The organism is Campylobacter concisus, from assembly GCF_902460845.1.
Classification (GTDB): domain Bacteria; phylum Campylobacterota; class Campylobacteria; order Campylobacterales; family Campylobacteraceae; genus Campylobacter_A; species Campylobacter_A concisus_X.
Map to the genome: position 1 here is coordinate 196,882 of NZ_CABPVS010000001.1, position 22,957 is coordinate 219,838.

Below are 22,957 nucleotides of genomic sequence, written 5' to 3' on the forward strand. Positions count from 1 at the left end.
TGTGAAATTTGGGTAGTAAGATATCATTAAATTTTATTAAAGGAGCGAAAATGAGCAAGAATTTCTTAGGTTCTGTTGCCCTTGCGGCTGTTTTGGTTAGTGGTCTTAGTATAGGCATCACGCCACTAGAGGCTGGAGTACTGGCTCATCACGTGAAGGTTCAAGGCGAGCTTGGGTCAGTCTTTATAAATCCTTACGACGTATCGCCGCTAACTGCGGTTATAGATAGGGCTGGCAAAGATATCAAAGATATCCATGTCAAAGTAAAAGGCAAGCCAGATGGTGGCATCGATATCGACTACAACGTCTCAGAGCATGCTTTGCTTACGCATGATGGTGTGCCTATTTGGGGGCTTTACCCTGACTATCTAAATGAAGTAGTCGTAAGCTACACATTTAACGGAGCTAAAAAGGTAGAAACATATAAAATTTACGCCCAGCCTATCGTCACATATAGCCGTGATTTTAGATTTTCTCACATGCAAAAGACTCGCGTCAAAAAGGTCGATCCTGCCTTTAAAAACAGGCTCTATCTCATAAACAACACGATCACAAGCGTCTATAAACCACTTGATTGGAAAAATGGCGGAGCTGCTAGTTGGAACGACTTTACCGAAAACTACATCGTAGATACCAAAGGCGAGGTTAGATGGTACCTTGACTATCAGAAATTTTACGACCGCAGCGAGCGCAGAGTGATGGATGGGGGCATGATGATGGGCTTTCATCAGCTAAAAAACGGCGATATCAGCTTTGGCATGGCTCAAAGATATCTAAGATATGACCTTATGGGAAAAGAAATTTATAATCGCCCGCTTCCAAGAGGCTACATCGATCTAAGCCATGAAGTTATGCCATTAAAGGATGATCACGCACTTCTTAGGGTTGGTAAATACAACTACCACCACAAAGATGGCAAAATTTCTCACACCATAAGAGATCACATCATCGAGGTCGATAGCACCGGTAAGGTGGTCGAAGAGTGGGATCTAAATGAAATTTTTGGCAACAACGTCTACCGCAGCAACCTCATAAAAGCGCTTGATGCAAGAGCTGTTTGCCTAAACATCGATATGGACGCAAAAGAGATAAAGATAAGTGATGATCAACCATTTGGCGACATCACCTCTACTGGTACAGGTAGAAACTGGGCTCACGTAAACTCTATCTCATATGATGAGAGCGACGATAGCATTATCCTCTCACTTCGCCACCAAGGCATAGTTAAAATCGGCCGCGATAAAAAAGTAAAATGGATATTAGCTTCGCCTGAGGGCTGGAGTGAAGAATTTAAAGCCAAAGTGCTAACTCCAGTCGATAGCAAAGGCAATAAGATAAAATGCGAAAACTCAAAATGCGAGGGCGAATTTGACTGGTCATGGACTCAGCACACCGCATGGCTAACACCAAGATATGACAACAAAGGCAGCATAAAACACCTAAGCGTATTTGACAATGGTGATGCAAGGGGCATGGAGCAGCCAGCCTTTAAAGAGGATAAATACTCTCGTGCGGTTGAGTACAAGATAGATGAGAAAAAGGGCACAGTAGAGCAAACTTGGCAGTTTGGCAAGGAGCGTGGCTTTGACTTTTACAGCGCAGTCACCAGCAACGTCGAGTGGCAAAAGGATAAAAACACCTACTTTATCTCAAGCTCAAACGTAAATTTGCTTAAGCCAGATAAGACTATCAAAATGGTTTTAGTAGAGATCGATCCAAAGACAAATGAGGTCAAATTTGAGATGGATGTAGACTCTGCGTCAAGAGATGATGTTGCTTATAGAGCAATGGTTATTGATCCGGAGGTATTTAGTTATTAGCAGTATCTGGTGTGAGATTTTTCTCGCACCAGCTTTTAGTTGTTGTTTTGAAATTTATAGATTGCTTCTTTGATTCTAGTAAGGTTAAAATTTATCGCTCGCTCTAGTTCTGGCAAGTCTATATCTTTATCCGCTTCAAAAGCTTTTACCATATCGCTTAGCTCTTTTGTTTCATCACTTGCAAGAACTATGCTTTTAAAATTATCATCATCTATCTGGTCAAATTTTAAAAAGATCGATACAAATTTATCTTTCAAAATTTCTTTATTTAGCTTTCTATTTTCCAAAGCTTTCTTTGTTCCACCATTTTTATTACAGGTTCTAAATATCGAATCTATTGTTTCATTCACTTCATCAAGTAAAATTTCTGTTTTTTCACTTTGCATATAAAACTCTCTTAACTATAAATTAAATTTAAAATAAAAGCTAATCGCTCTTGTTTTGGAGATTAGAAGTTGTTTTGCTTCTTCGCGTAAAAAGGAAAAATTAAAGTTGTATTTGTGAAGTTATTTTCATAAAAGTTTGTGCCAGAATTTAAAATTTTAGTTTGCATTGGCATCACTTTTATGCCCTCTGTTTTTGTGATCATTTTCTCATCCTTGTTAAAAAATTTTATCGCATTGTATAAATTTTCATAAGTCTTGTAAATTGTACCAAGGTACAATAAAGCCCTATAAATCAATATTTATAACACATTGATAATATTTTTACGTTATTATTTTGCATACTGCTTTGATTAAAATTACCGAAATTTCGTAGCTATTTAGCTCATCCTTTTTGGATAAATTTTAAAAATTTAATGTGTTATTTATGTAATAAAAAAATTTTTAAATTTGCAAAAAAATTTTTAAAATCTTTGATACTTTATATGTGATAAAATCCTCTCAAATTTTAAAAAAGGATCAAATTTGAGAAGCGACATAATCAAAAAAGGCTACACAAGAGCTCCACACCGCTCACTTTTGCGTGCGACCGGGCTAAAAGACGATGACTTTAATAAACCCTTTATCGGCGTTGCAAACAGCTTTATAGAGATCATTCCAGGCCACTTTTTCTTAAACAAATACGCGCAAATTTTAAAAGATGAAATTCGCAAAAATGGCTGTATTCCATTTGAGTTTAACTGCATAGGCGTGGATGATGGCATCGCGATGGGGCATGGCGGCATGCTATATAGCTTGCCTAGCCGCGAAATCATCGCAAACTCGATAGAAACTGTGATGAACGCTCATGCACTTGACGCACTTGTTTGTATGCCAAACTGCGACAAGATCGTCCCTGGCATGGTTATGGGCGCTTTAAGGGTCAATGTCCCAACTGTGTTTGTAAGCGGTGGCCCTATGAAAAAAGGCTACACAAAAGATGGCAAGCCGATAGATCTTGCGACTGCGTTTGAGGCGGTTGGTAAATTTGAGACCAAAGAGATAGACGAAGCCGAGCTAAGAGATATCGAGTGCAATGCATGTCCAAGCGGTGGTAGTTGCAGCGGTATGTTTACAGCAAATTCTATGAACACACTTTGTGAAGCGATGGGCATAGCGCTCCCTGGCAATGGCACTATCCTTGCACTAACCCCAGAGCGTGAGGAGCTCATCAGGCAGGCTGCTCGCAGGATCTGTGAGATCGCACTTGATGAGAAATTTAAAATCAGAAACATACTAAATGAAAAAGCGATCCGCAACGCGCTTGTCGTTGATATGGCGATGGGTGGTAGCAGCAACACCGTCCTTCACATGCTAGCTATCTCAAGAGAGGCTGGCGTAAATTTAGATATCAAAGAGCTAAATAAAATCAGCCAAAACATCGCTCATATCGCTAAAATCAGCCCAAGTTTGCCAAACGTGCATATGGAGGACATCGGTAGAGCTGGTGGCATGAATGCAGTGATAAAAGAAATTTCACGCAGAGATAATGGCATGCTAAATTTAGACAATCTCACAGTTAGTGGCGAAACTCTGGGAGAGCGTGTAAAGGTAAGTGACATCAAAGATGAAAACATCATTCACAAGGTAGAAAACGCCTATTCACAAGTTGGCGGACTTGCCATTTTATTTGGAAATTTAGCCGAGCAAGGCTGTGTCATCAAGACAGCCGGCATCGTTGGCGAACGTAAATTTAGCGGCAAAGCCGTCTGCTTTAACTCACAAGATGAAGCAATAGCTGGCATCTCAAGCGGTAAAGTAGATAAAGGCGACGTCGTCGTCATCCGCTATGAAGGCCCACGCGGGGGACCTGGCATGCAAGAGATGCTAAGCCCTACTTCACTCATCATGGGACGAGGCCTTGGTGCAGATGTAGCGCTCATCACAGATGGTCGCTTCAGCGGGGCGACAAGGGGTCTAAGTATCGGTCACGTAAGCCCAGAAGCGGCTGAAGGCGGCATGATAGGCTTGCTACAAGATGGCGATATCATCGATATAGACGTTGATAAATACGAGATAAACGTTCGCCTAAGCGAAGCTGAGATCGCAAAGAGAAGAGCGGAATTTAAGCCAGTTGATAAACCGCTAACATCTCGCTGGCTAAGGCAGTACCGCAAACTAGTCACAAACGCAAGCAACGGAGCAGTTCTAGAAGCATAAAAAATTTATTACAAAAGCAAGGAGTAGCCTCCTTGCTTTTGTAAAAATATTAAAATTTCTTCATTTTTTTAAGGATACTAAATGCAACAAGATTTCTATTTTTATGCTGCCATATTTTTAGGACTACTATTTTTGATTGCGATATTTGTCATCTATTCATTTAATAGAGACAAACTTGAGCTAAAGAGAAATTTGACACAAAAAGAGCAAGAAAATTTTGAAATTTCATCAAATCTAACAAATTTAGTATCTAAAAATAGTGAAAATCTGCAGCTAATCAGTGAGCAAAAAGCAAGACTTGTGTCAAATCACGAGCGAATAGACGAGCTCATCCGTGAGATCGATGCACTAAAGACCAAAATAGCACAAAAAGACGAAGCTGAAGATGCAATGGAGTGCGTGATAAATGAGCTTAAAGAGAGTATCGGTACAGCAAATGAAAGGGCCAAGAATAACGAGGCAAATTTTACTGCAACACTAGCTGAGCTAAATCAAAACAAAAATGCTTTAGCTGAAGCGAGTGAGAGAGAAAATAGATTAAAACGTGATATGGCTGTGCTTAGAAATGAAATAGAAGCAAAAGAAAATAGCCTAAAAGAGCAGGAGGCAAATTTATTAAAAGTAAAAAATGAGTTAAATCTGGAATTTTCTAATCTTGCAAATAAAATATTTGAAGAAAAAAGTGCAAATTTCACACAAAATAGCCAAAATTCTTTAGATCTTTTACTAAAGCCACTAAAGGAGCAAATTTCAACCTTTCAAGAGCGCGTAAATGCAGTCCACGACGAATCCGTTAAAGGCATGAGCGCACTAGGAACGCAGATTAAGCACATAAGTGAGATTGGTATCTCGATGTCAAAAGAGGCAAACTCGTTAGCCACTGCATTAAAAGGTAGCAATAAAACACTTGGAAACTGGGGTGAAATACAGCTTGAACGCACATTTGAGGCTTCTGGACTTGTAAAAGATGAGCATTACTTGACACAACAAAATTTCAAGAACGAAGAAGGCAAACGTCTTATTCCTGATTTTATAGTAAAGATACCAGATGGCAAACACCTAATAGTTGATTCTAAAGTCTCACTTATAGCTTACGAAAAGGCTATCACAGCCAGCAACGAAGAGGAGCTAAATTTAGCATTGAAAGAGCATATTGCTTCTATGAAAAATCACATAGATAGCTTAAATAGTAAAAATTACGGCGAGATCGTACCTGATAGCCCTGATTTTGTATTGATGTTTATACCAATTGAGCCAGCATATATCGAGGCTATGAAATTTGATAGTTCACTTTTTGACTATGCGTTTCAAAAGCGCGTAATACTAGTATCTCACACTACGCTTATGCCTATTCTTCGCACAGTGGCAAATTTATGGCGTATAGAGCGTGGCAATGAAGAGGCCAAAAATATCGTAAAGAGTGCGATTAAAATTTATGATAAAGTCCGCAATGTGGCCGAGCACATGAATAGGCTTAGCAATACACTAAATACTGCAAATAAACATTTTAACGCCCTTGCATCAAGTTTTAGTGGTAGAGATGGTCTTATTAGTAGACTTGAAAATTTTAAACGCTTGTCTCCAGACGATCAAAAAGATATAGAAGTAAAAGAAATCGGTGTAAATAACAAATTAGAAAAAGAGGATTAGGATATGGCTAGAAAAACTAGCCATAAAAAATTTATTTTAAAAGACCTTGTTTTTTCATTTGTTCCATTACTTGAGCAAACATCTCTTTAGCTTGTTTGCAAGTAGCGTCTTGTTGCTCTTTTGGAAGTGCAGCAAGTTGGTCCATTGATTGCTTCTTTTGGTCTTCATAAATTTTTACTTGTTGATCTTGACCAGCTTTTTTGTAAGCTTCAACCATCTTATCGATGTCTGAGAAGTATGATTTGCAAGTATCTGTAAGATCTGCAGCGTTTAGGCTTAGTGCAAAGCCAAGAGCAGCTAAAACTAAAAGTGATTTTTTCATCTCTTTCTCCTTGTGAAAATTTGAAAGGATTGTATCATTTTTATAATATTTTATGGCTTAAATTAATAGCCAAGACAAGAGTCTTGGCTATTTTTGGCTTTTTAGCCTAGAAATTCGCGTTTGAAATACTCTTTTGGAGCTTTGCAAAGTGGGCAAGCACCTGGAGCTTTTTTACCTCTGTGAACGTGTCCGCACACCTCACAAACCCAGATATCTTCCTCATCGCTCTCAAAAAAGCCCTCTTCATCAAGCATCTTTTTAAGCTCTAAATACTCTCTTTCATGCTCTACTTCAACCTTGCCGATCGCGTTAAATAGCCTCTCAACATCTCTTAGCTCTTCTTCTTTTGCGATCTTTGCAAAGTCTGGATACATCGTCGTATGCTCGTAGTTTTCGCCAGCTGCAGCGTCAAGTAAATTTTTATCCATCTTATCGATCGGATCATTCATTAGCTCATGATATTTTTTAAACTCAGCTCTTGCATGCCATTTTTCATTTTCAGCTGCTTCGTAAAAGTGTCTAGCAATAGCATGATATCCTGCTTCTTTGGCTAGATCGCCGTAAAGCTCATACTTATTTCTAGCTTGTGACTCGCCAGCAAATGCCTTCATCAAATTTACCGCTGTTAAATTTTCAGTGATGCATTTCATCTCTTCGCCACAACAGGTTAGTGTACCGCCGCCAACCTTTTGCACCTCGATCTCGTTGCCGCATTTTTCGCATTTGTATGTTTCGTACTGTCTCATTTTGACTCCTATTTTGATAAATTTTGAGTGGATTATAACCAAATAATTAAAATAAGTAAATAATAATTTTTATTGATAACGTATATTATTATTTTATTTTTTACACAAAATTTGTGTGAGTTTTGTTACAAATGGAGAGACTAGCAAAAGCACAGGATACGCCACTACAAAGGCTTTTACATAAGCAATTAGCCAAATTTTCACAAAGCCATCAACAAAACCAAGGTTTAGATATGTCAGCACAAATGACATAAAAAAAGCCATAAATGCTGACATTATAAACGCAAAAACATATTTATAAAATTTTACTGGTATCATGAAATTTTGCCTATCAGCTCCCCTAACCTTTTTGCGTGATCGAGCGCCTTTTGCCTCATCAAAGCAAGCTTTGCCTCATCGTGCCTGCTCTGATACGAAAGCCCTCCGCTATAAACATATCCTGCAAATTCCATTCCGCAAGTATTCGCTAGAGCCTTAAGTGGCGGCAAAAATTCCTCTATCTCATAGCGCTGAAGTGCTTCTTTTTTATAAAGCTCCTCAGGCGCACCAGAGGTAAATGAAAGCACTAGCTTTTTGCCATGTAGCTTATCTCCCTTACTGCCATGAGAGAAGCCATGAACTAGCACATCTTCAAACCACTTTTGTAAAAGTGACGGCACACCGTACCAGAAAAATGGATAAACAAGCACGATCACATCAGCCTTTACTAGCTTTTCTTGCTCGGCTTTTACATCGATAGCGTAGTTTTTATAAAGCTCACTTAGTATGTCAAATTTAGCCTCTGGCACCTGCTTTTTTAGCTCACTCAAAATTATCTTATTTGCAAAAGAATTTTCAAGGTCAGTGTGACCTGATACAACTAAAATTTCACTCATTTTCTCTCCTTAAATTTACTTGCAAACAAAGCTACTTGCCTTGCTCGTGTCGCCACCCACGTATGTAGCCATCTTTGGATACGCACACACCAAAAATTCCTTGCCAGCGTAGCTCCTGCTCTTTGCTAGCATGCTCTTTGGCGCTTCGTCCTTTTCGTGCCACGCTTCAAGCGCACTAAGAGGATCGACGTCATCTATGCCGTTTCCGCCACCGCAGTGGTTCATCCCAGGTAGCGCAAAAAATGCCGCGAAATTTTGGCTATTTTCATTATCAGCCTCTAGCTTTTTAAACCAGTCCCTTTGATCTTTTGCCGAAAAAACTGGGTCTGAGACGCCAGTTACTATGATTAGCTTACCGCCATTTGCGCTAAATGTGCTAAGGCTTGTTGAGATAGCGTCATTTATCGCTGCGGTTTCGAAAGTCTTTGGCGTGTCTTTGTCAAAGTCAAAATTTATCGTGTCAAAATTTGGTTGCGCGGGCGTTAAAAAGTAGTAATTCACCGAGCCGCTTGAAAGCGTGATATTTCTAGCGTTTGGCTTGACGCTTTGTGAGTCGCCTAGCTTCCACTGCCTCCAGCCCTCAGCGCTCACGCCTGAGTCGTAAAACCAGCCACTATAAATTTGCTCGCCCTTGCTGTTTTTGGCTCCGTTAAAGATTTTCTCTATCGCCTCTATCTTTTGCTTCTCTAAATTTAGACTTTTTGGATCAAATTTGCACGCTTCCCACGCATTTATGATCCCATCTTTTAGCCCGTCTAAGGCATCACATTTTTCTAGCACGGCGTGGCTTAGCTTCTCAAGGTCATTCTTAGTTAGGGCATTTGCGAAAATTTTCTCGCCTTTTTCATTTTTAGGTGCTATCTTCATAAGGGCTTGGTTGTCCCACTGCTGAGCGATAGCCGCGCGAGATAGCCTAAAGCCAGGGTTTGCAGCGATGACACCGTCAAATTCTAGCGGATAACGCTGTGCCGCTATGAGTGCTGCCCTGCCGCCATTTTAGCAGCCCATGAAGTAGCTATGTTTTGGCTTTTTGGAGTATGCGGCAGCTAAAATTTGCTTAGCTGCGTTTGTAACCTTGCCGATCGCCTGATAGGCGTAGTCTAGCCTTGCTTGCTGATCTAGCCCAAACTCAGCCGTTGGTTTTGGATGTCCTGAGTTTGTAGTGACGACCGCGTAACCTCTAAGAAGCGCTGGCGTGGCTGTGCTTGTGCGTATCGGCACTGCACCAAGAGCAGGCGCTACAAAGCCGTCCATACCGCCTCCACCTTGAAACAAAAACTTCTCATTCCACTACTCTGGCAGCCTTAGCTCGTAATCAATCGCATACTCTTTGCCGTCACTTCCGGTGCGCTTATAGAGTTTGCCATGCACCACGCAGTGAGGCTTTGCTTTGATATTATTTTTACTGCCACCAGTTAGCGCAGACATCTTATCGGCTGATACTTCGCCACTCTCATTCCACACCGCATCTATCATCTCGTTGTTTAAAATTTTCACATCTTTTAAACTCTCACATCCTGCCTTATCAAGGGCAAAAGCCGTGCTGCTAACAAGCGCTAGTGCGCAAAAAAGTGAAATTTTCTTCATAACATCTCCTAAAATTTTACCTTACTAAATGAGGTCTCGTTTTTGAGACCAAAGCCGTCAAATTCGTCTATTAGCACAGCTCGCTCTTTGGCGTAAGCTTTGTAGTTTTCGCTGTGACGGTAGCTCTCAAAGCTAGCTTCGTCTTTGTAAATTTCAACCAGCACCCATTTGTTTGCCGCGTCCTTTTGACTAAAGGCAAACTGCGCGTAAGCGCCATCATCTACGCTTTTTTGTATATATTTTTTGATGATCTTTTCAAATTTCGCATCACTTTTTGCCAAAAGGCTTAAATTTGTGATGTGAAAGTAGGCATCTTTTAGGCGCTCTGGCGTTAAATTTTTTGAAAACGCAGCCCGTTTTTTCACGCTTATAGCCTTTTTGCTAGCTAAAATTTCAGCGCTTGCGCTTGCAAATTTCTTAAAATGAGCTGAGCTTATATGCTTTTTATAAGCCGCCTCGTCCTCGTAAAACTCAAGCACGTAAAATAGCTCCGGCTTACTCTTTGCGCTCATAAAAAAGATCGCCTGCGTGCCTGGCTCACTCTTTGAGCTTAGTATTTTTTCCCTGCCAAGCTCTTTTAGCAAAGTCTTATTATTTGGCGTTGAAAGCAGCTCGTGTAAGCTCACTTTCGCCTCCGCCCCAAAGGCAAAAACCGCCAAAATCGCTAGTAAAAATAGCTTTTTTATCATCAGATTTCCTTAAATTTATTTCTCAACCACTCTTTTCATCCAAGCAAAAAGCTCGTCTAAGTCATAGTCGCCGCCATGTCCTTGTCCCCAGACCGCTTCAAAATCAACCTCTTTGCCAGTATTTTTAAGCGAAAGTGCAAGCATAGCAGGCACGGCGAGGGCTAGATCGGTGTCGTTTGTGCCCTGCCTTATGCGGTAAAATTTCGCCGCCTCTTTATTTTTAGTGTAGTTCATCGCATTCATCATCTTTATGACACCAGCCTCCGCCATCTTGCCACCACCTCGCTCTTTTGCAAATTTAGTAAAGTGCTTTGCGGGCGTTTTGCTATCACCAAATAGATCGTTTTCAGGATTTTCCAGCGAAAGCCCGTCAAAGGCAACCACCGCTTTGGCGCGTTTTAGCGAAGCGATGAAGTCTTCTAGCTTAAAGGTATATCCAAGCTGACAGCCTTGCGTGTCAAGCGTGATAAATTTAGGTGTGAGTGTATTTTTATCACCACTCTTTGTAGCTGTAAATGCTCTTGAAAGCAGGGCGTTTATATACTCTTTGAAACTGCCCTCGCCATTTTCATCAAGGCTTAGCGCGTGGCCTTTGGCGTCTTTTAAATTTAGTGAGTTTAGATAGGCTGGGAATTTACTCTTTAGCTCGCGTGAGAGCTCTTTTTGCGTGGCGTTTAGCTCGCCTGTGATAGTCTTTGGCTTTTTGCTTCTGTCGTTAAAAGAGCTCGCGTCAAAGCTTGAAAAGTCTATCCTTTCAAATTTATCCAAATCCCCAAACATCCACTCATACGCCTCGTCCTCATGCTCTAAATTTGTAACAGGGCAGTAGGCTGAGACGGCATAAATTTGATCGTCCGCCTTCGCAGCGCCTAGCTCGTCAAGATATGGCTCGTACTCTTTTGCGTTTGCGCTAGCGCCAAGCAGTGCCGACATCGCGCCGCCTGCGCTCGTGCCGTTTGAGATGATCTTATTTGCGTCGCCTGGCATAAATTTATCGTTAAATTTTAGATATCTAACGGCCGCTTTTAGATCGACTATCACAGCTGGGGCTTTGCCGATGAATTTCTCGCCATCTTTTAGCGTCCTGCCTCTAGCGCCAACGCTTGCCACGACGTAGCCTCTAAGAAGCGCTTCAAGAGTGGCATTTGGCTTTTCGTTTTGGATTTCTGGTTTTTGTGGTTTGGCGCTCATGTAGCCACCTATGCCATTTGGCATAAAGATAGCGCTCTTTTGGTCGCTAAATTTCTCCTCTGGCACGTAAAAATTTAAGACCTCGTAGTCGCTAACTGGCTTTGCCACATAGACTATGCCTTCATAAGCTCTAAATTTAAGCGTCCTCTCGCCAACTTGCACGCTTTTTAGCTCAAATTTCTTTTCATCAAATTTAAGCTCACTACCAAAGCAAGTACCTACTAAACAAACCCCTAAAATAGCAACTCTAACGCCTTTCATGATCTGCCTTTTTGTTTTGTCCTACTTTTTGCTTTACCAGCCTTGGCGTAGGCTACCAGGGCTTTAGCACCTAGTTATCTTTTGGCTCGTATTTGATAGCGTAGTCAAATTTTGGCTTACTTAGACTAAACTCAAAGCTATCTCTATCCACCGCGCCAACGCAGTAATGGCTATCATAAAGTCGAAGCAAAAACTCCGCCATCTGCTCGCTCGTGTGATACTTTTTAAACGCCTTGTCGTAGTCGTAGCTCTCTTTGCTAGTTGCCACCATGCCAAATTCTGTCTTTGTGGCAGCTGGAGCTAGCACTTTTGCTTGCATCTTTGCCTGCTTATCCTGTGCTAGCTCGTGGTAAAGCCCCTCGCTAAAGGCACTTACGAAAAATTTGCTAGCGCAGTATGTGATGGCGTTTGGTACGATCTTATAGCCGCCTATCGAAGAGATGTTGATGAGCTGCGTATCTTTGTCTTTGTATTTTTTAGTAAAAAGCGTTGAGAGCGTGACAAGAGCGATGATGTTTAAATTTATCATCTGTGTGATTTTTTCTAAATTTTGCTCGCCGACCTTGTTATAGTAGCCAAAACCAGCGTTATTTATAAGCGCTTTTAGCTCATATTTTTCTAAATCACACCAAAGAGAAAGAGCATTTTCTTGCTTTGAGAGATCGCAAAGCTCTATCACCACATCGACAATTGCAAATTTAGCTATCTCGCTTTTTAACTCCTCTAAAAGCTCGCCACGCCTTGCAATAAGGATCAAATTCTCCCCGCGCCTTGCAAATGCCTTTGCCGCAGCCGCTCCTATGCCTGAGCTTGCTCCGGTGATGGCGATGTATCTTTTCACTTCGCGTACTCCATCGGGCTATAAATTTTCACGCCCTCGCTGTGGTCATCTTGTGCTACTTGCACGATCACTTTAGCGATATCAGCCGCCCTCATCGGACGATACTCGTCAAAAAAGCCTTTTGGGATAAATTTAAATGCCTTTATCGCTAGATACTCGCCAAGTCTAAATTCTTTCCTTTCAGCCTCGATAAGTGGTAGTCTAGCAATATGAAATGAGCTATATCCAAGCTCTTTTATCTTTGCTTCTGCTTGGCCTTTTGCCTTTAGGTAAAACGAGCCTGACTTTCTACTAGCACCTGCGGCCGAGAGCAAAACAAAGCGTTTTGCGCCGCACTCCAAGCCAAATTTCGCGAAATTTAGCGGATAGGTCACATCGACTTTATAAAACTGCTCTTTGTGCTTTGCCACCTTCATCGTCGTGCCAAGTGCGCAAAAGACATCATCAGCGATAAATGGCACCTCATCTTTTAGCTCGTCAAAATTTACTATCTTTACTTCAAGCTTTTCATGAGTAAATTCTAGCTCATGCCTAGCAAGGGCGATAACCTTACTATAATGCTCACTCACACATAAATTTTTTAAAATCTCACTTCCCACAGCGCCACTGGCTCCTGCTATAAGGGCGATCTTTTTCATATCTTTCCTTTGTAAAATTTAGATAAATTCTATCTCGCTAAGGCAAAAATTTCACTTATTGCCTCTTTTGTATAAATTTGCTCCAAGCCCCTGCCCTTGGCGTAGTCATAAACTAGCGCCATAATCTCGTCTAAATTTGACTCATCAACGCCGATCTCGATGAGGCTTGTTGGCGTGCCGATCTTGCTAAACCACTCTTTTAGCTTTTCAATGCCTGCGTCTGCGTCATTCACGCCAAAAATTTCCTTGCCAAAACGCTTAAATGCCTCTAAATTTCTACTCTTATACCACTTCATCCAAGCTGGCATAACGACACTTAGCCCAGCTCCATGCGCGCAATCAACCACCGCACCTATGGCGTGCTCGATCATGTGATTTGGATAAGAGTAGCCAGCCGTGCCAACGTAAGTTAGGCCATTTAGCGCCATCGTAGCAGCCCAGGCAAACTCGCTTCTAGCGGCGTAGTTTTCTGGCTCTTTTAGTAAAATTTCTGTTGTTTTCATGACGGTTTTGATGTTTGCTTCAATGTATAAATTTATGATCTCAGGCTGAACGCTCGCCGTAAAGTATCCCTCGATGCTGTGAGCGATGATGTCTGAAGCAGAATAGACCAAGTACTCTTTGCTAACGCTTGCTTGAAGTAGTGGATTTATCACTGAAACTTTTGGGTAAAGACATGCTCCGTGCATAGCAAATTTTTGTTTCGTGGCTTCATTTGTGACGACTGAGCCGCCGTTCATCTCTGAGCCAGTTGCTGCAAGCGTTATGATGTCAAAGATCATAAGCGCTTCGCTTGGATCTTTACCGGTAAAAAAGTCCCAAACGTCGCCATTATATTTAACTCCAGCAGCTACCGCCTTGGCCGTGTCAAGCACCGAGCCACCACCTATGGCTAGCACACTATCGACACCTTGCTTTTTAGCTAAATTTATAGCCTCATTTACCTTGCTTAGCACTGGATTTGACTTCACGCCGCCTATCTTGCAAAACTCGATACCATTTGCACTTAGACTCTTTGCTGCGACATCAAAAAGGCCATTTTTTATGACCCTATCGCTGCCATAGATGATAAGCGTCTTTTTAACGCCAAATTCTTTCATGTATTTGCCGATATTTTGCTCTTTGTCTTTGCCAAATTCTATTTTTGTAGGGTTTAAAAAGCTAAAATTTTGCATAGTTTCTCCTTATTAGTTTTAATGATTATAGTTTTGCAAAGCAAAAATTTTTGTTAAAAATAATGAGTAGAAATTTAAAAATTTCTTAGTTTGATAGGAAGTTTCGAGATGATTTTTTTCGGATCAAAGCTACTTTTGGCATCAACCAAATTTCCAAAATTTTCACCTGTGCTAAGGAATTTTTGCAAATAATAATTGCCTCTATATCCAAGGTCATAAAGAATTTCAGACATCAAAGAAATATCTATTTCGTTTAGAAAGTCTGCATGCACGGTTGTTCTTACTTCAAAATCGAAATTTATCTCAAGCAGATATTTTAGTGTGCTAATAAATTTTTCATATAAATTTGAGCCAGTTACGCCCACAAATTTCTCTTTTGGCGCTTTAAAATCAAGCGCGATATAGTCAATCAGCCCTTCACCTATCGCCTCTTTTAAAATCTCAATATGAGAGCCATTTGTATCGACCTTTAGGCAAAAATTTCTTGACTTAACCTCTCTTGCAAGTTTTAAAAACAAAGGATTTGCCGTGCATTCGCCACCGCTAAAGACGATACCATTTAGTTTGCCTATGCGGCGGTCTAAAAAGTTACAAACCTCATCCATTTCTATATTGCCATTTGAATTTACAACTTCTATATTGTAGCAATACACGCATCGCATATTACAGCCTGCAAACCAAACTACCGCAGCCACTTTGTCTGGATAATCAAGCGTAGTAAATGGCGTTATACTAAAGACTTTATGCAAATTTGTGGACCTTTTGAGATTTAAAAGGCACAGAAGATTGTGCCTTTTTTATTTGAGTTTTTTATATTTTTATTAGCTGCGGTGATTATCTTTTGCAGCAACTTGCGTATTCGTCAAATTTAATACGCTCTTTATGCTCGCCTTTTTTACCAAGGTTAAAGCTCTCAACTGGGCGATGATAACCCATAACACGAGTATAGACTACGCATTTTGTGCGTTTGTCTTGTACTTTTTCTAAAATTTCTTTTTCTGTCATTTCCTCTCCTTATTTGGAATTGTTTTTCTCTTTTTCTATTAATTCTGCATCACAAAGTGGACAAAATTCATGCTCTCCAGCAATGTATCCATGTTTTGAACAAACACTAAACACAGGCGTTATCGTGATATACGGGAGTTTGTAGTTAGAGATTATGCTCTTTACAAGCTCCTTGCAAGCTTTAGGTGAGCTGATCCTTTCTTTCATATAAAGGTGAAATACTGTGCCACCGGTGTATGAAGTCTGAAGATCATCTTGCAAATCAAGTGCCTCGTAAGCATCATCTGTAAAATTTACTGGAAGCTGGGTTGAGTTTGTATAGTAAATATTCTCTCCCCCACCTGCTTGGATGATGTCTGGATAGCGCTTTTTATCCTCTTTGGCAAAGCGGTATGTCGTGCCCTCAGCTGGAGTCGCCTCAAGGTTGTATAAATTTCCAGTCTCTTCTTGAAATGTCCTTATCTTATCACGTAAAAACTCGACCATCTCAATAGCAAAATCGCGTCCAAATTTTGTTGAGATATTCTCCTTGTCATTTGTAAAATTTCTAAGAAGCTCGTTCATACCATTTATGCCAATCGTGCTAAAGTGGTTATTAAAGTGCTTTAGATATCTAGCTGTATAAGGATAAAGCCCTCTGTCATACATCTCTTGGATAAATTTGCGCTTTTTTTCAAGTGTCGATTTAGCAAGCTCTAAAAGATAGCTTAGCCTGTTATAAAGTGCGACTTTATCGCCTTTGAAGTTGTATCCTAGGCGAGCTAAATTTATAGTGACAACGCCGATAGAGCCTGTCATCTCAGCACTACCAAAAAGACCGCCGCCTCGTTTTAAAAGCTCTCTTAGATCAAGCTGCAAACGGCAGCACATAGAGCGGACATGTCCTGGTTTGTAGGCTTTTTCGTTTTCTATCTTGTTGCCATTTTCGTCATAAGTGTATTGTGAGCCGATAAAATTTTGAAAGTAGCTTGAGCCCATTTTGGCGGTGTTTTCAAAGAGTACATCCGCTACTTCACTATCCCAGTCAAAATCCTCTGTGATATTTACCGTTGGTATAGGAAATGTAAAAGGCTGTGAGCACTTATCGCCAGCTGTTAAAACCTCGTAAAATGCCTTATCTATGCGTGCCATTTCAGGCTCGAAGTCCTTGTAGGTCATATCGATCAAATTTTTTCTGCCACGCTCGTTTGCTTTTTTCAAAATTTTCTCGTCTTTTACGTTTGTAAAGAGGTGTATATCATCACTCGTTGGGATCTGATCTCTTAGGTCGCTTGGGCAAGTGATGTCGATAGTAACATTTGTAAATGGACTTTGTCCCCAGCGTGCAGGCACGTTTAGGTTAAAAATAAAGCTAGTTATCGCCTTTTTAATCTCAGCGTCACTTAGATCGTCTTTAAAAACGTAAGGCGCAAGGTAGGTATCAAAGCTAGAAAAAGCTTGAGCGCCAGCCCACTCGCTTTGCAAAATTCCTAAGAAATTTGCCATTTGATAAAGCGCCTCTCTAAAGTGCTTTGGCGCTTTGCTCTCAACTCTGCCACGAACGCCGTTAAAGCCCTCATTTAGCAAGGCTCGCAAGCTCCAGCCAGCGCAGTACCCTGTAAGGCAGTCAAGGTCGTGGATGTGATAATCGCCATTTCTATGAGCAAGACCTTCTTCTTTGCTATAAACAGCGTCTAGCCAGTAATTTGCTATGACTTTACCGGCAGTATTGTTGATGAGTCCTGCATTTGAGTAGCTTGTGTTTGAGTTTGCAGAAATTCTCCAGTCAGTACCGTTTATATACTCATTTATCGTTTGGGTTGAGTTTATGTAGGTCGTATCTTCGTTTAGCCCTAAAATTTGCTCACGCTGAAGCTTGTGGGTATGACGGTAGAGCATAAAGCTCTTTAAAACGTCGAAATATCCGCTATTAAATAGCTCTTTTTCGATCGCATCTTGGATGTCTTCGACTGTTATCGCACTTGATTTTTGAAAGATATCTTGGACAACATTTGTAAAAACTTTCTCATCATAAGCTAAATTTTCGCTAGCAAATGCTTTTTTTATCGCATCTACTATCTTATATGCTACAAATTCTTGTCTTGTGCCGTCTCGTTTTAAAATTTCACGCATCGCCCACTCTTTCCGATTTTTTTAATATGGAGTTTTAAAGTATAGGACAAGAAAGCTTAAACAATAGATAACTATTTTCTTTTGTTTAATAATATTTATCAAAAAATATAAAATTTTAGAAAGTTTTCTTAAGTGATATATTCACTTTATTTAGAGTATATAATATAAATTATTATTTATTATATTAATTTTAAAAACTAATTATTTTTTATAAAATAATTAGGCTAGACTAATACTATTATAGTTTCGTATCTCTTTGCTTTTTTAAATCTAAAATAGCCATTTTTAAAACCTGAAAAGCAACTTTAGCCGTTTGGTCGTCAGGTTTAAAATTATTAGCCATCTGTTCCATAGGATGTATATAGTTTCTAAAATCTCTTAATTCGTGTGAAAATTTTTTAGTATCTTGAGACAAAATCCCTATCCCGCCAGATACATCTATCATTTCTGCTAGTTTCCAATCTTGAAAAGGTTTCACTTTACCAGTTTTGTCTTTTGGAGATTCGTTATATACATTAAATTGTTTTGGATTTTTTAGCATAAAGTTTAACAAAAGACATTCTAAGATACTTCCACATAGTATAATTGCTGACATATATGCACCGATACCCAAGCATTTATCTATCTCTGTAACTCTATACTCCAAGACCTTTTCTAGTCCATAATCCAAAGTTAAATCTTTAATATTAATGTCATCAAATTTTTTCTTTAATAATTCATCTTTCGAATCTATAGTATTTTGAATACCAAGAAGCCTATTGGTGATTTTTATGCATTCACTGTAAATTTTTTCGTTAAATTTAATCCTTCCGCTATCAACATTAAATTTATAGCGTTCCAATAAATTCTTTAATACTCTTCCATTTACTGCGTCGCTTTCAGTTTGCCAAAAGGCTCTTAATTTTTTGGCTTTGGAACTTCCATAAATGTTATATTTAATAGCATGTATATCGATTCCAGTGATATTTTGTATAAAATCGTAAAAAGTCCGATCAGTAAAATCTAAAACATAGCCAGTATCCATTTCAAAAAGCGTTTCTAAATATCTTTTTTCAATATCTGTTAAGCTGGACAAAATAATTACCTTTTGTTTTTAATGTGGATACAAAAGATACCTATGGTAAAAAGTCATAGATATCCAATAGATTTACTGACATCCCTCGCATTCGATCGAACGGTCGGCCACGTCGTTTAGCTTTTCGCTATCTGGGCTTTCAGAGCGTAGATAGTAGGTTGATTTTAGTCCAAGCTCCCATGCAAGCGTGTAAATTTCACTTAGATAGCCGCCGCTTGCCTTGTCTAAACTCATAAAGATATTTAGACTTTGACCTTGGTCTATCCACTTTTGGCGGATCGCGCCTGCTTTTATCAAAATTCTTTGATCAAGCTCATAAGCTGGTGTGTAAAACTGCCAAGTGTCAGGGCTGAGATTTGGTACGACATTTGGGATCATACCGCTTAGGTTGTGCTCGAACCACTTGCGTTTATAGACTGGCTCGATGGTCTGAGTAGTACCAACAAGGATTGAGATCGAGCTAGTTGGAGCGATCGCCATTAGATAGCCGTTTCTCATGCCGTCACGCTTGACTTTTTCTCTTAGCTTGTCCCAGTCGCAGACATTTTCGTCAAATAGCCCGCCTTTGTCGTTTAAAAGAGCCTTTGCGTTTTCGTTCGCGGTGTCTATTGGCATGATGCCTTTGCTCCATTTTGAGCCTTCAAATTTTGGATAGACGCCCTTTTCTACGGCTAAATTTGAGCTAGCATAGATCGCGTTGTAGCTTATGTTTTCCATTATGCTGTCTATCAGCGCCAAGTGCTCATAGCTGCCCCATTTTACGTTTTTCTCAGCTAGCATTTGCGCCTCGCCCATGACGCCAAGGCCGATCGAACGAGATGATAGGTTTGTGTGTTTTACCTTTTTGTGAGGGTAGAAATTTAGATCTATAACGTTATCAAGCATTCTAATAGCTATCGGCACGACACGCTCGATGTCCTCTTTACTATTTATCTTGCTTAAATTTATACTTGCAAGGTTGCAAACTGCCGTTTTGCCCTCGATGCTCTCTTTTTCTACGATGAAAATTTGCTTACCTTTTAGGCTATCAAGTGCGCTAAGCTTTTTGGCTTTTTTAGTTATGCCACTATCTACAGTGACGTCTTCCTCTTCGTCAAATAGCTCCTCGCCGCCATCTTCATAAGTGATCTTGATCTTATAGTAGTTTGGCGCTGTGTTTTGGAAAATTTCGGTGCATAAATTTGAGCTTCTGATAATGCCCTCGTGGTCGTTTGGATTTGCTTTGTTGGCATTGTCTTTAAAGCATAAAAATGGCATGCCAGTCTCAAAATAGCTAGTTAAAATTTTCTTCCAAAGCTCTTTTGCAAGGATGGTGTTTTTCTGGATATTTTCGTCGTTTTCATACTCCAAGTATCTCTTCTCAAACTCCTCACCATAAAGGTCGCAAAGGTCGCTCACTTGAGCTGGGTCAAAAAGGCTCCAGCGGCCATTTTCTTTAACACGCTTCATAAATAGGTCGTTTATCCAAAGCGCAGGGAAAAGCTCGTGTGCACGGCGTCTCTCTTCGCCTGAGTTTTTACGAAGATCGAGAAAATCGCTCACGTCCATGTGCCAAGGCTCGATATAAACAGCGATCGCGCCCTTTCTAGTGCCTAGTTGATCGACCGCTACTGCGATGTCGTTTGTCACTTTTAAAAATGGGATGATACCGCCGGCTGCGTTTTTGTGTCCGTCGATACTGCCGCCCATCGCACGCACCTTGCTCCAGTCCCAGCCGATACCGCCACCAAATTTTGAAAGTAGCGCCATCTCTTTGTAGCTATCAAAAATGCCCTCAATATTATCAGGCGTGCTACCTACGTAACAGCTGCTTAGCTGGTGGCGTGTAGTCCTTGCATTTGAGAGCGTTGGCGTGGCTAGCATCACTTCAAATTTAGAGATGAGATCGTAAAATTTCTTCGCCCAACCTTGGCTGTCTAGCTCATTTTGCGCAAGAAACATCGCGATCGCCATAAACATATGCTGTGGAAGCTCGATTGGCATGCCATTCTTATCTTTGATGAGATAGCGGTCATAAAGTGTTTTGATACCAAGGTATGCAAACTGAAGGTCGCGCTCTGGCTTGATGTATGCATTTAGATCCTCAAGATCGTACTTCTCTTTTAGCCCAGGGATGATGCGGCCTACTTTTTCGCCCTTTACGAGATAGTCTTTTAGGTGGTTGTAGCCGTTAAAGCCAGTTACTTTGTGATAAAGGTCGAACAAAAATAGTCTCGCAGCGACAAATGTCCAGTTTGGACGGTCGATGTCGATCTTGTCAACTGCTGTTTTTATGAGAGTTTGCTGGATTTCCTCGGTCGTTATCATATCTCTAAACTGGATTTTCGCGTCTACTTCAAGTTCACTAAGACTTACATTGCTAAGGCCAAAAACGGCTTCATTTGTATATTTTTTAATCTTACTTATATCAAGCTCTTCGGTTCTTCCATTGCGTTTTATAACTTTCAAATTTTTTCCTTATCTATAATTTTATAAGCCAAGTCCGGCAAAATACGGCAAACAAGCAATAAAGGCATCAACAGATTTATCGCCAAGCCATTTGACGACTTCCATTAGCTTTGATTTTTTTTCTTGATTGTCTTTGCAATATTCAAGCTCACTAAGTATTCCTTTTAATTCATACTTTAAATTTTTAGCAAAAATCTCATCTGGAATTTGATCTATTTTTTCCATCGTATTTTTGATACTAACATTTTGAGTGATATTGGCTTTAGCTGTATTTGTATTATCATTGTGTATTGTGACCGAATTTAAAGGGTTTGTCACTGTTGCATTACTATCTTCATCTTGAAGCTTTGCAACTAGGACACATAATTTGTTAATAAAACATTTTAATGCCTTGGGATATCCTTCATAAATAGTCTTACCGGTATCAAGATCTATTATATAATTGGATGAAACATGTATATTATAATCTCTGTATTTATCTTCTAAATCATATAAAAATTCTTCTATTTCTTCATAGCTTTTATTTTTTGATAAAACACTATTCGCAGCACTTATATCATCTTTTATCAGTTTAATTTGTTTTTCATTTTTCATCTATAAACACCCTTTTGAAAATCCCGTCCACGTGCCTAGAGTAATAAGCGTAATCAAAGCACTCTTTGATCTCATCTTTGCTAAGGCTCTTAGTTAGGTCTTCGTCGTTTAGCAAATTTTGCAAAAATAGGCTGTGACCTTGCTCATCGATCGCTTTTTTGCCCTCTTGCAAGTCTGCCCAGACCTTCATGGCATTGCGCTGAACGATCTTGTAGGCATCCTCTCTAGAAATTCCACGCTGCGGTAGTTGTAAAAGCACGCGCTGTGAAAAGACTAGTCCGCCTGTTAAATTTAAATTTTTCATCATATTTTCTGGATAGACGACTAAATTTGCTATCAAATTTTTGATACGAACCAGCATAAAATCAGCCGTGATAAACATATCTGGCAGGATAAATCTCTCAACAGAGCTGTGGCTGATGTCGCGCTCATGCCAAAGGGCGACATTTTCAAGTGCTGGTGTGACATATGAGCGTAGCACTCTGCAAAGGCCCGTGATGTTTTCGCTAAGGACTGGATTGCGCTTGTGTGGCATAGCACTTGAGCCCTTTTGTCCTGGGCTAAAGTACTCCTCAGCCTCATAAACCTCGGTCCTTTGGTAGTGCCTAATAGCAACTGCGATCTTCTCGCAAGTAGAGGCTAAGATAGCGATAGCGCTTACCACATGGGCGTAGCGGTCGCGCTGGATCACTTGGTTTGACGCTGGGGCAGCTTTTAGGCCTAGCTCCTCGCATGTTAGCTCTTCAAATTCCATCGGAACGTGGGCTAAATTTCCCATAGCGCCTGAGAGTTTGCCGTAGCTGATCGTATCTTTTGCGTCCTTGATGAGCTTTAGCGCCCTTGCGATCTCGTCGTACCAGATGGCAAGCACGAGGCCAAAGGTTATCGGTTCGCCGTGGATGCCGTGGCTTCTGCCGACCATAAGCGTGTGCTTGTGCTCGTTTGCTCTGTTTTTGACCGCCTGCATAAACTCCTCGACGTCGCTTATGATGAGATCTAGGCTCTCTTTCATCTGAAGTGCGACGGCTGTGTCGATGCAGTCGCTTGAGGTCATGCCGTAGTGCACGAACCTGCTCTCCTCGCCAAGGCTCTCGCTGACGCTTGTTAAAAATGCGATGACGTCGTGCTTTGTCGTCTTTTCTATCTCGTCGATGCGAGCCACTTCAAATTTAGCATTTTTGCAAATTTTCTCGCAATCGCTATCACTTATGAAGCCAAGCTTATTCCAAGCTTTAACGGCAGCTTTTTCTACCTTGAGCCAAGCGTCGTATTTTGCTTGTATGCTCCACTTTTCAGCCATCTCTTTGCGTGAGTATCTTTCGACCATTGTTGAACCTTTTATGTTA

At 40.5% G+C, this 22,957-nt stretch carries 20 protein-coding genes and 2 pseudogenes; 3 read left to right on the plus strand and 19 right to left on the minus strand.

Translation table 11 applies throughout. The features are described from left to right. The first annotated feature begins 50 nt into the window (after positions 1-50). On the plus strand, positions 51-1,820 hold the full coding sequence (locus tag F3H00_RS01095) for an aryl-sulfate sulfotransferase (protein ID WP_148799477.1): 1,770 nt from the start codon (positions 51-53) through the stop codon (positions 1,818-1,820). 35 nt (positions 1,821-1,855) lie between these two features. Here the strand turns inward: F3H00_RS01095 and F3H00_RS01100 are convergent, their stop codons facing one another. Together F3H00_RS01100 and F3H00_RS10270 are read right to left on the minus strand one after the other, a co-directional pair. After that, positions 1,856-2,206: a hypothetical protein gene (locus F3H00_RS01100; RefSeq protein WP_107811940.1), complete on the minus strand. Its 351-nt coding sequence runs from the start codon at positions 2,204-2,206 to the stop codon at positions 1,856-1,858. A 62-nt stretch (positions 2,207-2,268) separates the two neighbouring features. Further along, the gene (locus F3H00_RS10270) at positions 2,269-2,409 is read right to left on the minus strand and encodes a hypothetical protein (protein WP_187424091.1); all 141 of its coding nucleotides are present in this window, start codon (positions 2,407-2,409) and stop codon (positions 2,269-2,271) included. Between the two features lie 319 nt (positions 2,410-2,728). On the opposite strand from F3H00_RS10270, the gene ilvD reads away from it, so the two are divergent. After that, positions 2,729-4,402 carry a dihydroxy-acid dehydratase gene (gene ilvD, locus F3H00_RS01105; protein ID WP_148799475.1) on the plus strand — a complete coding sequence of 558 codons (1,674 nt, stop codon included), beginning with the start codon at positions 2,729-2,731 and terminating at the stop codon, positions 4,400-4,402. An 81-nt stretch (positions 4,403-4,483) separates the two neighbouring features. Next, on the plus strand, positions 4,484-6,052 hold the full coding sequence (locus F3H00_RS01110; protein ID WP_149703654.1) for a DNA recombination protein RmuC: 1,569 nt from the start codon (positions 4,484-4,486) through the stop codon (positions 6,050-6,052). A 31-nt stretch (positions 6,053-6,083) separates the two neighbouring features. On the opposite strand, the gene F3H00_RS01115 is transcribed toward F3H00_RS01110, so the two are convergent. From F3H00_RS01115 to purB, 17 genes and pseudogenes are all read right to left on the minus strand, one after another. Further along, positions 6,084-6,374: a DUF5339 domain-containing protein gene (locus tag F3H00_RS01115; RefSeq protein ID WP_148799471.1), complete on the minus strand. Its 291-nt coding sequence runs from the start codon at positions 6,372-6,374 to the stop codon at positions 6,084-6,086. 101 nt (positions 6,375-6,475) lie between these two features. Beyond that, a complete protein-coding gene (locus tag F3H00_RS01120) occupies positions 6,476-7,120 on the minus strand; it encodes a ferritin family protein (protein WP_103600576.1) in 645 nt (214 codons plus the stop codon). Between the two features lie 93 nt (positions 7,121-7,213). Next, positions 7,214-7,438 carry a DUF2798 domain-containing protein gene (locus F3H00_RS01125; RefSeq protein WP_148799469.1) on the minus strand — a complete coding sequence of 75 codons (225 nt, stop codon included), beginning with the start codon at positions 7,436-7,438 and terminating at the stop codon, positions 7,214-7,216. Continuing rightward, positions 7,435-7,995: an NAD(P)H-dependent oxidoreductase gene (locus tag F3H00_RS01130; protein WP_148799467.1), complete on the minus strand. Its 561-nt coding sequence runs from the start codon at positions 7,993-7,995 to the stop codon at positions 7,435-7,437. The genes F3H00_RS01125 and F3H00_RS01130 overlap by 4 nt, the downstream gene beginning before the upstream one ends. Before the next feature lie 15 nt (positions 7,996-8,010). Continuing rightward, positions 8,011-9,273, minus strand: a pseudogene (locus F3H00_RS01135) (tannase/feruloyl esterase family alpha/beta hydrolase); the annotation flags it as partial. Positions 9,274-9,285: 12 nt separating this feature from the next. After that, positions 9,286-9,582, minus strand: coding sequence for a hypothetical protein (locus F3H00_RS10460; protein ID WP_223155216.1), 297 nt, complete (start codon positions 9,580-9,582; stop codon positions 9,286-9,288). Positions 9,583-9,590: 8 nt separating this feature from the next. After that, positions 9,591-10,271, minus strand: coding sequence for a putative quinol monooxygenase (locus tag F3H00_RS01140; protein WP_148799465.1), 681 nt, complete (start codon positions 10,269-10,271; stop codon positions 9,591-9,593). Between the two features lie 15 nt (positions 10,272-10,286). Continuing rightward, complete coding sequence (locus F3H00_RS01145) at positions 10,287-11,723, minus strand: subtype B tannase (RefSeq protein WP_148799463.1); 1,437 nt, start codon at positions 11,721-11,723, stop codon at positions 10,287-10,289. A 70-nt stretch (positions 11,724-11,793) separates the two neighbouring features. After that, complete coding sequence (locus tag F3H00_RS01150) at positions 11,794-12,564, minus strand: SDR family NAD(P)-dependent oxidoreductase (RefSeq protein WP_148799461.1); 771 nt, start codon at positions 12,562-12,564, stop codon at positions 11,794-11,796. Next, positions 12,561-13,202 (minus strand): NAD(P)H-binding protein, encoded by a 642-nt coding sequence (locus F3H00_RS01155; protein WP_148799459.1) that lies wholly within the window; start codon positions 13,200-13,202, stop codon positions 12,561-12,563. The genes F3H00_RS01150 and F3H00_RS01155 overlap by 4 nt, the downstream gene beginning before the upstream one ends. A gap of 29 nt (positions 13,203-13,231) precedes the next feature. Continuing rightward, positions 13,232-14,377: an iron-containing alcohol dehydrogenase gene (locus tag F3H00_RS01160; RefSeq protein ID WP_148799457.1), complete on the minus strand. Its 1,146-nt coding sequence runs from the start codon at positions 14,375-14,377 to the stop codon at positions 13,232-13,234. A gap of 74 nt (positions 14,378-14,451) precedes the next feature. Continuing rightward, positions 14,452-15,126, minus strand: a complete 675-nt coding sequence (locus F3H00_RS01165; protein WP_148799455.1) for an anaerobic ribonucleoside-triphosphate reductase activating protein — start codon at positions 15,124-15,126, stop codon at positions 14,452-14,454. A gap of 85 nt (positions 15,127-15,211) precedes the next feature. Further along, positions 15,212-17,494 (minus strand): annotated as a pseudogene (locus tag F3H00_RS01175) (ribonucleoside triphosphate reductase). A gap of 238 nt (positions 17,495-17,732) precedes the next feature. Then, entirely contained in the window at positions 17,733-18,569 is an 837-nt protein-coding gene (locus tag F3H00_RS01180) for a hypothetical protein (RefSeq protein ID WP_148799451.1), read from the minus strand. Positions 18,570-18,641: 72 nt separating this feature from the next. After that, positions 18,642-21,017 (minus strand): ribonucleoside-diphosphate reductase subunit alpha, encoded by a 2,376-nt coding sequence (locus F3H00_RS01185; protein WP_148799450.1) that lies wholly within the window; start codon positions 21,015-21,017, stop codon positions 18,642-18,644. 21 nt (positions 21,018-21,038) lie between these two features. Next, positions 21,039-21,611 carry a hypothetical protein gene (locus tag F3H00_RS01190; protein WP_148799448.1) on the minus strand — a complete coding sequence of 191 codons (573 nt, stop codon included), beginning with the start codon at positions 21,609-21,611 and terminating at the stop codon, positions 21,039-21,041. Further along, positions 21,601-22,938 (minus strand): adenylosuccinate lyase, encoded by a 1,338-nt coding sequence (purB, locus tag F3H00_RS01195; protein WP_148799446.1) that lies wholly within the window; start codon positions 22,936-22,938, stop codon positions 21,601-21,603. Before purB ends, F3H00_RS01190 begins: the two co-directional genes overlap by 11 nt. Between the last annotated feature and the right edge of the window lie 19 nt (positions 22,939-22,957).

Excerpts from the sequence above, each read along its gene's own strand:
- F3H00_RS01130 (WP_148799467.1), bottom strand. The coding sequence starts at position 7,995 with ATGAGTGAAATTTTAGTTGTATCAGGTCACACTGACCTTGAAAATTCT.
- F3H00_RS01095 (WP_148799477.1), top strand. The coding sequence starts at position 51 with ATGAGCAAGAATTTCTTAGGTTCTGTTGCCCTTGCGGCTGTTTTGGTT.
- F3H00_RS01110 (WP_149703654.1), top strand. The coding sequence starts at position 4,484 with ATGCAACAAGATTTCTATTTTTATGCTGCCATATTTTTAGGACTACTA.
- F3H00_RS01190 (WP_148799448.1), bottom strand. The coding sequence starts at position 21,611 with ATGAAAAATGAAAAACAAATTAAACTGATAAAAGATGATATAAGTGCT.
- F3H00_RS01155 (WP_148799459.1), bottom strand. The coding sequence starts at position 13,202 with ATGAAAAAGATCGCCCTTATAGCAGGAGCCAGTGGCGCTGTGGGAAGT.
- F3H00_RS01120 (WP_103600576.1), bottom strand. The coding sequence starts at position 7,120 with ATGAGACAGTACGAAACATACAAATGCGAAAAATGCGGCAACGAGATC.
- F3H00_RS10270 (WP_187424091.1), bottom strand. The coding sequence starts at position 2,409 with ATGATCACAAAAACAGAGGGCATAAAAGTGATGCCAATGCAAACTAAA.
- F3H00_RS10460 (WP_223155216.1), bottom strand. The coding sequence starts at position 9,582 with ATGAAGAAAATTTCACTTTTTTGCGCACTAGCGCTTGTTAGCAGCACG.
- F3H00_RS01115 (WP_148799471.1), bottom strand. The coding sequence starts at position 6,374 with ATGAAAAAATCACTTTTAGTTTTAGCTGCTCTTGGCTTTGCACTAAGC.
- F3H00_RS01145 (WP_148799463.1), bottom strand. The coding sequence starts at position 11,723 with ATGAAAGGCGTTAGAGTTGCTATTTTAGGGGTTTGTTTAGTAGGTACT.
- F3H00_RS01100 (WP_107811940.1), bottom strand. The coding sequence starts at position 2,206 with ATGCAAAGTGAAAAAACAGAAATTTTACTTGATGAAGTGAATGAAACA.
- F3H00_RS01160 (WP_148799457.1), bottom strand. The coding sequence starts at position 14,377 with ATGCAAAATTTTAGCTTTTTAAACCCTACAAAAATAGAATTTGGCAAA.
- F3H00_RS01125 (WP_148799469.1), bottom strand. The coding sequence starts at position 7,438 with ATGATACCAGTAAAATTTTATAAATATGTTTTTGCGTTTATAATGTCA.
- purB (WP_148799446.1), bottom strand. The coding sequence starts at position 22,938 with ATGGTCGAAAGATACTCACGCAAAGAGATGGCTGAAAAGTGGAGCATA.
- F3H00_RS01140 (WP_148799465.1), bottom strand. The coding sequence starts at position 10,271 with ATGATAAAAAAGCTATTTTTACTAGCGATTTTGGCGGTTTTTGCCTTT.